The organism is Blautia sp. LMAG:89, assembly GCF_008679485.1.
Taxonomy (GTDB): domain Bacteria; phylum Bacillota; class Clostridia; order Lachnospirales; family Lachnospiraceae; genus Blautia_A; species Blautia_A fusiformis.
The window spans coordinates 554837-567574 of the sequence record NZ_NANC01000004.1; the positions used below are offsets into that span (position 1 = coordinate 554837).

General features: G+C 47.3%; 10 protein-coding genes. All 10 read right to left on the reverse strand.

Going from position 1 to position 12738, the window contains the following annotated elements:
- Positions 1-53: 53 nt before the first annotated feature.
- The 10 genes from CCC70_RS06580 to CCC70_RS06625 all read right to left on the reverse strand — a co-directional run bounded on the left by CCC70_RS06580 (position 54) and on the right by CCC70_RS06625 (position 12731).
- Positions 54-2075, reverse strand: coding sequence for an ABC transporter permease (locus CCC70_RS06580; protein WP_287084484.1), 2022 nt, complete (start codon positions 2073-2075; stop codon positions 54-56).
- The gene (locus CCC70_RS06585; RefSeq protein ID WP_015526139.1) at positions 2068-2835 is read right to left on the reverse strand and encodes an ABC transporter ATP-binding protein; all 768 of its coding nucleotides are present in this window, start codon (positions 2833-2835) and stop codon (positions 2068-2070) included. Before CCC70_RS06585 ends, CCC70_RS06580 begins: the two co-directional genes overlap by 8 nt.
- A 186-nt stretch (positions 2836-3021) precedes the next feature.
- A complete protein-coding gene (locus CCC70_RS06590) occupies positions 3022-4080 on the reverse strand; it encodes a sensor histidine kinase (protein ID WP_118608151.1) in 1059 nt (352 codons plus the stop codon).
- A 7-nt stretch (positions 4081-4087) separates the two neighbouring features.
- A complete protein-coding gene (locus tag CCC70_RS06595; protein ID WP_022426863.1) occupies positions 4088-4759 on the reverse strand; it encodes a response regulator transcription factor in 672 nt (223 codons plus the stop codon).
- Positions 4760-4786: 27 nt separating this feature from the next.
- The gene (locus CCC70_RS06600) at positions 4787-5227 is read right to left on the reverse strand and encodes an amino acid-binding protein (protein WP_278603382.1); all 441 of its coding nucleotides are present in this window, start codon (positions 5225-5227) and stop codon (positions 4787-4789) included.
- Between the two features lie 334 nt (positions 5228-5561).
- Positions 5562-7934, reverse strand: coding sequence for a ribonucleoside triphosphate reductase (locus CCC70_RS06605; protein ID WP_118608152.1), 2373 nt, complete (start codon positions 7932-7934; stop codon positions 5562-5564).
- A 214-nt stretch (positions 7935-8148) separates the two neighbouring features.
- Entirely contained in the window at positions 8149-9384 is a 1236-nt protein-coding gene (gene hflX, locus CCC70_RS06610) for a GTPase HflX (protein WP_118608153.1), read from the reverse strand.
- Between the two features lies 1 nt (position 9385).
- A complete protein-coding gene (locus tag CCC70_RS06615) occupies positions 9386-10444 on the reverse strand; it encodes a tetratricopeptide repeat protein (protein ID WP_022426860.1) in 1059 nt (352 codons plus the stop codon).
- A gap of 8 nt (positions 10445-10452) precedes the next feature.
- The gene (gene glmM / locus CCC70_RS06620) at positions 10453-11799 is read right to left on the reverse strand and encodes a phosphoglucosamine mutase (protein ID WP_015526146.1); all 1347 of its coding nucleotides are present in this window, start codon (positions 11797-11799) and stop codon (positions 10453-10455) included.
- Between the two features lie 14 nt (positions 11800-11813).
- A complete protein-coding gene (locus CCC70_RS06625; RefSeq protein ID WP_270391276.1) occupies positions 11814-12731 on the reverse strand; it encodes a nucleotidyltransferase family protein in 918 nt (305 codons plus the stop codon).
- Positions 12732-12738 lie beyond the last annotated feature (7 nt).

A 12738-nucleotide genomic window follows, 5' to 3' on the forward strand; every position in this document is an offset into this window, starting at 1 on the left:
ATATCAAAACTTCAATACTTCACAGCAAACACAGCTGTGCTTTTTCACCGATTTTATGCTTTTTCCACTATTTTATAGTAAGATCTGGCTGTCATGGAGTAGATCAGTCCATAGACCAGCGCAAAGGCCAGAACCGTTCCCGCAGTGCAGCCCACGTACAATTTTGTATTGGCCATTCCGAACAGCAGCAGGAGCCGGCGGATCAGCGGAAATGCCATGGAAATATGCACCATTGCCATCACAAGCGGGATAAAAAATACCAGAAGGATCTGTCTGCGGATAGCTCCTTTCACCTCTCTGCGGCTCATACCTACTTTCTGCATGATCTGGAACCTTCCCTGATCTTCGTAGCCCTCTGAGATCTGTTTGTAGTAAATGATCATCGCCGTTCCCATAAGGAACAGTGCTCCCAAAAAGATTCCAATAAACAGGATCGTTCCATTATCTACATAATACGTTTCGTACTCACTCTGGCGGACACCACCGATCACGATGGTATTCTCTGAAAAGCCACCGCTTCTGCAGTAATCTTTCAGTGCCTGATAAACAGCCTGGCCATACCGGATCTTTTCCTCCCCGCTGCCACGGATATCTACACCCAAATGAACTGTGAGATCTTTTCCAGCCTCGTAGGCATCAAGACCTTCATACATCTTTGTCCGAAGCCCGTCAATATACTCGAAATCGGAATCCGTCACAACAATTGCCGCCATATTGGATACCAGATTGTTCATGGCACTTAAAGGTGCTTTTTCCAGCCATTTTTTTACTGCAAAATCCCGGTCATCAATTTTTAATATGTCTTTTTCCTTTTCAGACGGATACCAGGCAAAGATCTCGCCGTCGTGAAGATCTGTTTTTTCACCGGTAAGTTTCTCATACTCAGACTGACGGATCGTATACAGATCTACGGATTTTCCATCTTCTGAGTAACTGTAAGCCTGTCCGATCATAATACCGTTTTTTTCCTGCCTGCAGCCGATCTCGAGATAAGTTTCGTCCACTGTTTTTTCTGCCGGCACCTGATCATTTTTGATTGCCTGTGCAAAAACTTTCTGAATCTGTTCACTCTGTTCCTGGCTGATGCCCGAAATCCTGGCATCCGTATCAAAAGGATACCGGTTCACCATGATGTCACCCATTCCAAAATACAGCGACACAGTCATAGAAAGAAGCAGGAGCACTCCTGTACTTAAAATACAGATGCTGGCCAGGCCTGCCGCATTTTGTTTCATACGATAGATCATGCCGGAGACACTGATAAAGTTGCCGGTTTTATAGTAGAACTTTTTGTTCTTTCGCAAAAGTTTCAGGATTACAATGCTTCCTGCGGTAAAAAGAAGATACGTTCCTGCCATAACCAGAATCACTGCCAGAAGAAAAATGAAAATTGCCTGGATTGGGGATTCCGTGGTTACTGCCAGATAATATCCCACTCCAAGAGAAATCATCCCCAGAAGTGCCATGAGCCATTTTGCCCGGGGCTCCTTCTCTCCTGTGTTTCCGCCTCTCAGAAGTTCTATGGGGTTATTCATCCTTACTCTGGTAAGATTCAGTGCCAGAATAACAAGAAAAATCCCTCCAAATCCTGCGATGCAAAACAGGATTCCTGTAATGGAAACATAAAATCCCAGCACTGCCGGAACATGAAGAAAACGGAAAAGCAAAAGCAGGGAGAGCTTGCTTCCAAGGATGCCAATCCCGATCCCTGCCGTCAGAGAAAACAGCGAAGTCATGATTGTTTCCAGAAACATCACTTTTCCGATATGGCCTTTTTCCAGTCCCAGAATGTTGTAAAGCCCGATTTCTTTCTGTCTGTGTTTCATGAGAAAACTGTTGCTGTAGATCAGAAAGATAACGCAGAAAATTCCAACAACCACTTCACCGGTTCCTACGATCATCCTCACTTCTGCTGCCTGGGGCACTGCTTTCTCCAATGTGGGACAGTCCCGCAGAAATTCCATCATATACATCATGGCAATGCAGAAAATGCAGGTAAGCATATAGGGAACATAGGTGCTCCGGTTATTCCGGATGTTCTGCACTGCCAGTTTTCCAAACATTCCTTTACGCATAGGTCTCACCGCCTGTCGTAAGGATCGTCAGGGTATCTGCAATCATCTGGTACATTTCCTGTCTTGTTTTTGTGCCACGGTAGATCTGGTGGAACACTTCGCCATCCTTGATAAAAAGTACTCTGGATGCGTGGCTGGCGGCCTGCGCGCTGTGAGTTACCATGAGAATGGTCTGGCCTTCCCGATTTACCTCATTGAACATGGAAAGAAGATCGGAGGCTGCACGGGAATCCAGGGCTCCGGTCGGTTCGTCCGCAAGGATCAGCTTCGGATCTGTGATCAGTGCCCTTGCAACTGCTGCTCTCTGCTTCTGTCCGCCGGAAACCTCGTAGGGGAATTTTTCCAGAAGCTGGTTGATGTGAAGGGCTTTTGCAATGGGACGGATCTTCTGCTCCATCTCCTGATAATCTTCCCCTGCCAGCACGAGAGGAAGATAAATATTGTCCCGGAGGCTGAAGGTGTCCAGAAGATTGAAATCCTGGAACACAAAGCCTAAGTTCTTCCGACGGAATGCGGAAATTTCTTTTTCTGTCAGGTGAGTAATGCTTTTTCCTTCCAGAAGCACTTCGCCGGATGTGGGGCGGTCCAGGGCTGCCAGAATATTCAGAAGTGTTGTTTTTCCGGAACCGGACTCTCCCATGATCGCCACATATTCTCCTTCTTCCACCGAAAATGTCACATTGAAAAGTGCCTGCACTTTATTTCCGCCGAAGCGGGTGCTGTATATCTTTTTTACATTTGTTACTTCCAGTAATGCCATACGCTAATTCCTTTCTTATCTGTATTTACAGCGATCCAGGGAGTCGTGCATCATGTTCTAAAGCAATCGAACCTGATGTAAGAATTACCCGAAACGCTATGTTATGGTTTCAGTATAAGAAAATTCTCCGGCGGCTGCCATCGAAGTGGCTTACATTTTACGGAGGAAGCTTACATTTGTGTAAGGTTAATACATCTCCAGATCTTTTTTCCACAGGCTCATCCGAACTTCCGTGCCTTTATCCACCTGGGAATCCACAGTGATCTCGTGACCCAGTTTTCTCAGGATCTTCCGGCTTAAATACAGACCGATCCCGGTAGCACGGTTGTCCTCCCGTCCATTGACGCCTGTGTAGCCTTTTTCGAAGATGCGCGGAAGATCCTCCGGCTGGATTCCGATGCCGGAGTCTGCGATGACCAGAGTTGCCGGGGCCGTATTACAAATCCCCGGGGCCGTATTCTGCTTCAAATTTGGATTCTCAGATACCCTGTTTCCACGCTCATCCTCCAGCCAGATTTCAATGCCGCCCGTTCTTGTATATTTCAACGCATTGGAAAGAATCTGTCCAATGACAAAACCAAGCCATTTTTCATCGGTAAGAACGATCGCATCTGTCCCCTCATATGATAACGAAAGCTTTTTTGACACAAAGATCCCTGCGTATTTATGGATCTGCTCCCGGATGATCCGATCCAGCGAGCATCGGGTCAGCTTCAGATCGGCGGACATGTCCTCCGTGCGAAGGTAGCCCAGCACCATCTCCACATACTGTTCAATGCGAAAAAGCTGTGCCAGGGACTCCCGGTTCTCCTCCGGCTCCTCCCGAATCAGCAGGCGTAGAGCAAAGATCGGCGTCTTGATCTGATGTGCCCACATAGTGTAGTAATCGGTCATTTCTTCCAGAGAACGCTGCCGTTCTGTCTCCGCACCCATCCGCATGCCGTCCAGTTTCCGGATGATATCCCTGTAAAGAAGCTCCACCTCATCGGTGGTCTCGCCCAGCCGGCCCAGATTAATCTCCGGAGCTTTTTCCACCAGGATTAAGTTCTGCACCTTCTGTCTGTAACAGGCATAACCGTATAAAAAAACGGCAGCTCCTGCTCCCAGCCACAGAACTGCCAGATAGACCGCCGCCTCCAGGGGAAGCTGGTACAGGCAGATCACTGCTGTCGACACAGCCGCCATAAAAACACAGGCGATGAAAAAAATTTTTGTCTGTTTTAAATATGCTCGAAATGATTCCATAAAAACCTCACACCATATATCCAAGACCTTTTCGCGTGATGATAAAATCCACAAGGCCTGCCGCCTCCAGTTTTTTGCGAAGGCGTGTAATGTTTACGGTCAGGGTGTTGTCATCCACAAAGCTGTCACTTTCCCACAGTTTTGTCATAATGGCATCTCTGGATACCGGTTTCCCTGCCTGGGAAAAAAGCAGTTCCAAGATACGCAGTTCATTTCTGGTCAGTTCCGTCTCCTCCCCGTTCCAGGTCAGTGTCGCTCTGGAAAGATTGAGAACCGCGCCTTTATGTTCCAGGACATTTCCCGGGTTTCCGAAGGAATAGGTTCTGCGGAGGATTGCCTGGATCTTGGCCACCAGTACGTCCATATCAAAAGGCTTGGCAATAAAGTCATCGGCTCCACGGCTCATGGCCATGACCATGTTCATGTTATCCGCTGCGGAGGAGATGAAGATCACCGGCACCTGGGAAACCTTTCGGATTTCCTCACACCAGTGAAAGCCATTATAAAATGGAAGTTTCAGATCCAGAAGAACAAGCTGAGGATCTTTCCCCGCAAATTCCTGCAGTATATTGGAAAAATCCTCAGCCAGAAAAACGTCATATCCCCAGGAACTGAGATGCTTTTTCAGAAGATTCGCGATTGTTTCGTCATCTTCTACAATAAAAATACGATACTTCATTCCTGTTTGTCCCTTTTATGCGATTGATTACGCCTCTGCTTCTCCATCCGGATCTACCAGGCGGTTCAGAGCCTGGAATCCATTGTTACGGAGAACACTCTCTGCAACCAGAAGATCCTCACAGTGCATGATCGCTACCGGAACTTTCAGGCCTCTGTGGAAGAAGGTGTAGATGTAATGAAGGTTTACGTTGCTGTCGCCCATGACACTAAGAAGCTTGTCTAACCCACCGATCTCATCCTGAAGGTCTACCAAGATAGCCTGTGTGATACGAGTCATGTATCCATGCTCAGCCATGATCTCATCTGCTCTTTCCGGATTGTCGCATACCATACGGAAGTTTGCAAACTCCGGTGCGTCAAAGCAGCCGAAACCGTAGATATCGATCTGATTCTCTGCAAGAATCTTTGTAACTTTCTGAAGACTGCCTGGAGTGTTTTCTACGAAGACGATGTTCTGTTTTACCATAATAATTTTCCTCTTTTCTGTTATTCTTTTTTATTTTCTTTTTTTATTTTAGCATGAAATTTGGTGGAAGTGAATCCCTTCCCCAGCGGGGCCCTTCCGGGATGGAGCGTTTCGCGTATACATTCATACGTTAAAGCGTAACGCTTTTAATCATTAAATTTAGGTATAAGTATACCCATCTCGACATGAAATGTCAACCATCTTTTCCAGTCCCCAAATCTCAAACATAAAATATCATAACATAAAATTCCCAATATAAAAAAGGCCAGACACACATCCAACAGACATGCGTCCAGCCATCCATTTTTTACTTACAGTTATTTTGGCAAAAAACTCAATCCAACTCTTCGTCTACATACTTCTGTATATTAGAAGCATTCACATACTTCCTAACCTTCGCCCCGTCAGTAATGACAAGCGTCGGGGCCTGACGAATCCCATACTGCTTGACAAGCTCGGGATTCTGCTCAGCATCGATGATCTCCAGTTCTTCGCCTTCCAGCATTTTCTTTGCCATACGGCAGTTCGGACAAGTGCTGGTCGTAAAAAGATATTTATGAGATTCCACAGGCTGGATCTCCACCTCGTCACCCTTCATGGTCATCACACTGGTGTGGACCTTTTTCAGCTGGGAATGGGTAATATCATAGAGGGTACGATTCTTGTACTCCTGGGTCTTACCATCATTCCAGTTCTGTACAGGGCGGTAATATCCTGTGATACGGCTGTAAACTTCAGCCTTCTTTCCACATTTCGGGCAGGTGAAATGCTCGCCACTGATGTAGCCGTGCTCCTGACATACGGAATAGGTCGGTGAGATGGTGTAATAGGGCAGGCGATAATTCTCTGCGATCTTACGTACCAGCGCTGCCGCTGCCTTCCAGTCCGGAAGCTTCTCCCCAAGGAATGCATGGAATACGGTTCCTGAAGTATACAGAGTCTGCAGATCGTCCTGAATATCCAGTGCGTCAAAAATATCCGCAGTGTAATCAACCGGCAGATGAGAGCTGTTTGTGTAATACGGAGTGTCGCCCTCTTTTCCTGCTGTTTTGATATCCGGATAACGGCTTCTGTCGTGTTTGGCAAGACGGTATGCAGTGGACTCTGCCGGCGTTGCCTCCAGGTTGAAAAGCTCTCCCGGATACTGCTCCTGATAGTCTGAAAGACGGCTTCTCATATGCTCCAGAACCTCTTTTGTAAACTTCTGGGTTTCCGGATCTGTCATGTCTTTTTTCAGCCAGCAGGCATTTAAGCCCGCTTCGTTCATTCCCACAAGACCGATGGTGGAAAAATGATTGTCAAAGCTTCCAAGATATCTCTTCGTGTACGGATACAGTCCCTCATCCAGAAGCCTACTGATCACATCTCTCTTGATATGAAGAGATCTTGCGGAGATATCCATCATGTGGTCCAGGCGCTGATAAAATTCCTTCGGCGTTCTGGAAAGGTATGCGATACGCGGCATATTGATGGTAACAACGCCTACAGAGCCTGTACTCTCACCGGAGCCAAAGAATCCACCACTCTTTTTGCGGAGCTCACGGAGATCCAGGCGGAGGCGGCAGCACATGCTGCGGATGTCGCTTGGCTTCATATCACTGTTGATATAATTGGAAAAATACGGAGTACCGTACTTGGAAGTCATCTCAAAGAGAAGACGGTTGTTCTCGGTATCAGACCAGTCGAATTCCTTTGTGATGGAGTAGGTCGGGATCGGATACTGGAATCCACGTCCGTTGGCATCTCCCTCGATCATGGTCTCGATAAATGCCTTATTGACCATATCCATTTCTTTCTTACAGTCCTTATATTTGAAATCCATGTCCTTGCCGCCTACGATAGCCGGAAGCTCTGCAAGGTCATCCGGAACGGTCCAGTCCAGTGTAATGTTGGAAAATGGTGCCTGAGTGCCCCAGCGGCTTGGAGTATTTACGCCATATACAAAGGACTCAATGCATTTCTTAACCTCCGGATAGGAAAGGTTGTCTGCCTTTACAAAAGGTGCCAGATAAGTATCAAAGGATGAAAATGCCTGTGCGCCCGCCCACTCGTTCTGCATGATACCCAGGAAATTTACCATCTGGTTGCAGAGTACACTTAAATGCTTTGCAGGTGCAGAAGTGATCTTACCCTCAATACCACCAAGTCCCTCTCGGATCAGCTGCTTCAGGGACCAGCCTGCACAGTAACCGGTCAGCATGGACAGATCATGGATATGGATATCTGCATTTCTGTGTGCATCTGCGATCTCGTTGTCGTAGATCTCAGACAGCCAGTAGTTTGCGGTAACTGCTCCGGAGTTGCTTAAGATCAGACCTCCTACAGAATAAGTAACCGTTGAGTTCTCCTTTACACGCCAGTCCTCAACCTTTACATAGCTGTTTACGATTTCTTTATAGTCAAGGATGGTGGATTTCATATTGCGGATCTTCTCACGCTGCTTACGATAAAGGATATACGCCTTGGCAACATCAGAATATCCGGCCTGGATCAGTACGTTCTCCACACTGTCCTGGATATCCTCAACAGAAATCCGGTTGTTCTCGATCTTATTCTGAAAATCCGCTGTAACACGAAGTCCCAGAAGATCGATCATATCCGAACTGTAATTCTTACCTTTGGCATCAAATGCCTTGTCAATTGCCGCGGTGATCTTCCCCATTTTAAATTCGTCTAATTCACCGTCTCTTTTTACTACCTGAAACATAAGAAAATGCCTCCCTCATGCATTTATTTATAAGCGGATATTCCATTCCGCCTCACTTGCCTGCTTACGAACACACTCCGTTTCACAATCTGTGTTCAAAGCGCTGTAGGCTTATTGTATCAGACACGCCTCTTTGCGTCAACATAAAAAGCACCATATATAGTGCCCATTTTGTTCACGGTACTATATATGGTACTGAGTAGATATTTTAACATTATGTGACTTTCGGATAGATTTCCCGCGGAACTCTTGCTTTTACAGCAATCCCTCCTTCGGTATACTCTTCCGAAAGAAGCTGTCCATACTCACGGATCAGCTGGATCTGACCGGCCTCCGAATAAGGAAAAAGCCGTTCCATATAAATCTGTCCTTCTGCCAGTATCTCAGAAAGAAGCTGCTTAAATTCCTCAAGCCCCTCTCCTGTCCGTGCGGAAATCTTCAGCGTATGGTCTGCTCGGAGATCCCGAAAGCTCTCCCCGGAAACACGGTCCTGCTTGTTAAAAAGTGTGATCGTCTTTTTTCCCAGAGCACCAAGCTCTTTCAGGGTTTCATATACGATATGCATCTGTATCTCCGCCTGAGGATTGGATGCATCTACCACATGAATGATATAATCCGCATATTTGGCTTCCTCCAGGGTACTCTTGAAGGCTTCCACCAGATTGTGGGGAAGCTTGCGGATAAAGCCTACGGTATCCGTAAGAAGAAGCTGCTGTCCGTCATCCAGTGTCAGAAGACGGGTAGTCGGATCCAGTGTGGCAAACAGCTTATCCTCCGAAAGCACCGAGGCGCCTGTCAGTGTATTCAGAAGCGTTGACTTTCCTGCATTGGTATAGCCAACAATGGCTGCTGTCTTCAGATTTCCCACCGCTCTTCTGGAACGGATCAGCTCTCTGTGCTTTTCCACCTGGGAAAGCTCCTGCTTCAGTGCGGATATCCTGTTCCGGATCAGACGACGGTCTGTCTCCAGCTTTTTCTCACCAGGGCCTCTGGTTCCGATTCCTCCTCCAAGTCGCGAAAGAGAAGAACGTAGTCCCACAAGACGTGCAGACCGGTAACGAAGCTGTGCAAGCTCTACCTGGATCTTGCCTTCACTTGTGACGGCACGCTTCGCAAAAATGTCAAGGATCAGCAGGGTACGATCCATAACCTTGCACTCCAGCTCCCGCTCCAGATTATTCATCTGGGCAGGAGAAAGCTCATCGTCACAGATCACACCATTGGCATCCAGGGCATAGAGAAGACCTTTTACCTCTTCGATCTTGCCTTTTCCGATATAGGTGCCCGGATGTACGGCCTCACGATTCTGAATGATCCTGCCTGCAACCGCCGCACCTGCCGTAGCCGCAAGTTCTCCAAGCTCATCCAGGGATTCCTCCATGTCATCCCCCCGATCTGCCTGGACACCGATCAGGATAACCCTGTCCTGTATTTCCTCAAAATATTCCATATCAGCCCTCCGAAGACGTTCTGGTTTTCAGAAAAGCCCGCTCTTTTTTTGCAGCGGAATCTTCAGGGAACATCTCAATATATTCCTGGACCTTGGTCAGTGCAGTAGCAAAATCCAGCTTTTTTTCATAGGCTACGATCTCATTGAACAGAAGACTCTGCATCTCGTCTGTGGTAGCTGTCGGAAGGCCTTTTGTGATGTTATCAAGAGCGGAATCATAATCTCCGCTTCGGATATCGCACAGTGCCAGACCATTATAGCCCTTGGCGGAATCACCCACTGCGGAAATATACTGCTTGTACATTGCCTGGGCATTTTCCACATCATCCTGGGCCAGATATACCATTCCCAGAAGAAGCAATGCTTCCGTATTATCCTTCTTGGTTGCTTCCAGAAGCTCTTTTTTTGCGTTGCTGTAGTCTTCCATATAGTAGTAGACACGGCCTCTGTCACAGTGGTCCTGGGCATCTTTGGCCTCAGAAGAAAGAGCAGCTTCCAGATATCTGGTTCCGTCCGCTTCCATATCCTTGTCCAGATATGCCTCATAGATCTCGATCGCCATATCATAGGTGGAATCTTCTCCATAGGCCTGTTTGAAGTTAGATGCGGCTTCTTCGTAGGAATCCATGGCAAGGGCAACCTTTCCGGTGAGGAAATAACTGCCTGCATCCATGGAAAAATCTTCTCCAAGTGTCTGGCAGTCTGCCATGGCATCCTCGTATTTTCCAGACTTCAGCTCTGCAGTAGCCCGGTAGGACAGGATATCCTTACGAAGGCTTTTGCTTACTTTATCGCAGTTCAGAGCTTCCGTGAAGCTATTCACCGCATCCTCATATTTGCCAAGACGCAAGCTTGCGATACCTGCCCCGCGATAGGACTGTGCCAGCTTCACTCCGTTCTGGATAGAGCTCTGGTACTCCTCCAGGGCATACTTGTAGCTTCCCTGGGAAAGATCCTTTCCGGCCTGTTCATATATTTTTGTTTTTTCACTGCCACAGCCGCCCAGAAGCAAGGCTCCTGTAACGGCTGCAAGAATCAATACGGTCTTTGTTTTTTTCATGGAATTCCTTATTCTACAACAAGCCCTTCGGCTTCCATCACATCAACAACACTATCTACATATTTATGGCAGAGATCATCCGTTCCCGCTTCTACCATAACACGGATCAGCGGCTCTGTACCACTCTCACGTACCAGGATACGTCCGTCATCACCAAGTGCCTCTGCGGCTGCCTCAATGGCTGCTTTTACCTTTTCGTTCTCCAGTGCTGTTTTCTTGTCGGAAACACGCACATTCCGGAGAAGCTGCGGATAAACCTTCATCTCCTTTGCAAGGTCGCAGAGTGTGGCCTTCTGATCCACACATGCCTCCATGATCATAAGAGAAGTCAGGATCCCGTCACCGGTAGCGGAATAGCGGCTGAAGATGATATGTCCGGACTGTTCACCACCGATACTGTAATTGTTTTCCATCATGTTCTCGGCAACGTATTTATCACCAACTGCAGTCTGCTCATAGTCGATGCCTTCACGCTCCAGAGACTTGTAAAGACCAAGATTGGACATAACGGTTGTTACAACTGTATTTCCGTTGAGCTGGCCTTTCTCTCTTAAATATTTGCCGCACACATACATGATCTTATCACCGTCAATGATGTTTCCGCGGTGGTCTACGGCGATACAGCGGTCTGCATCACCATCGTATGCAAAACCGATATCCAAGCCTTTATCTACCACGAACTGTCTCAGAACTTCAATGTGTGTGGAACCGCAGCCACGGTTAATGTTGGTTCCGTTTGGCTCATTGTTGATCACATAGGTTTTTGCACGAAGTGCGTCAAAAACGCTCTTGGCAATGGCGGATGAGCTTCCGTTGGAGCAATCCAGCCCAACCTTGATATTTTTGAAATCATGGCATGGGATAGAGATCAGATGTCCGATATAACGGTTTCTTCCGGATGCAAAATCCACAGTACAGCCGATATCTTCTCCGGTTGCCAGCGGAAGCTCCTCGATCTCGCCGTCCAGATATGCCTCGATACGTGCTTCAATATCTGCGGAAATCTTCTGTCCGTTCTCATTAAGGACCTTGATTCCATTATCATTAAACGGATTATGGCTTGCGGAAATCATGATACCGCAGTCAAAATCTTCTGTACGTACCACATAGGATACACTTGGAGTTGTGGTCACATGAAGCAGATAGGCATCTGCTCCGGATGCGGTAAGTCCTGCCGCAAGGGCATACTCAAACATGTAACTGCTTCTTCTTGTATCCTTGCCGATCACGATCTTCGCCTTGTGATCTCTGCCGTAATACCAGCCGAGATAACGTCCCACGCGAAATGCATGATCTGCTGTAAGTTTTACATTTGCTTCACCACGAAAACCATCTGTTCCGAAATATTTACCCATAATGTTCTCCTTTATTACTGATACAGTCCTTCCGGATAAACGCCGTCATCTGTAAGTTTTTTGAATGCAGCCTGTACAGATGCCTTATCCTCCTGATAGGTAACACCGAACCACTCGTCCTTTGTCTCAAGAACATCTACCGCTGCTTTTCCGGAATGGATCAGCTGGTCGATAAGCTCAGGAAGAAGATACTCTTTTTTGATGTCTCCCTCTTTGATCCCACCAAGGAACTCAACGAAGCCTTTCTCAAGGATCTCCATAAATTCCGGTGTCAGTCCCCACATATTCATGGAAACAAGGTTCTTTGTATCCAGTGTTTCTGCTGTACCATCGTCATTTCTTGTCTCTGCGCCGTCTGCTGTCTTGAAGATGTTATGTGTCTCTGTAACGCCCACAAGCTTGCCGTCCTCAATATGGCACACTCCTCTTGTGACGCTTCCGTTGTCACTTAATGTATTTCCAAGGCGGAAACCTGCCATGCAGATGTGCATCGGGCCATCCTGCGGATGATCCTGTACCAGGTAGTCATGCACCTTTACGTAGGCTTCTTTTCCGTAGTAGTCATCTGCATTGATTACAGCGAATGGCTCGGAAAGGACTTTCTTTGCTGCCAGTACAGCGTGTCCGGTTCCCCATGGCTTGGTACGGTCCGCCGGTTTTGTAAAATCGCCCGGAAGATCGTCGATCTCCTGGAATGCATAAGCAACTTCTGTAATTTTGGAGATACGCTCTCCGATCACTTTTTTGAATTCATCTTCAAGGTCTTTGCGGATGATAAATACGACCTTGTTGAATCCTGCCTCCAGTGCATCATGGATGGAATAGTCCATAATGATCTCGCCCTTCGGGCCTACCGGTGCAAGCTGCTTGATTCCTTTTCCAAAACGACTGCCGATACCGGCTGCCATGATCACCAATGCTGTCTTTTTCATTTTCGTT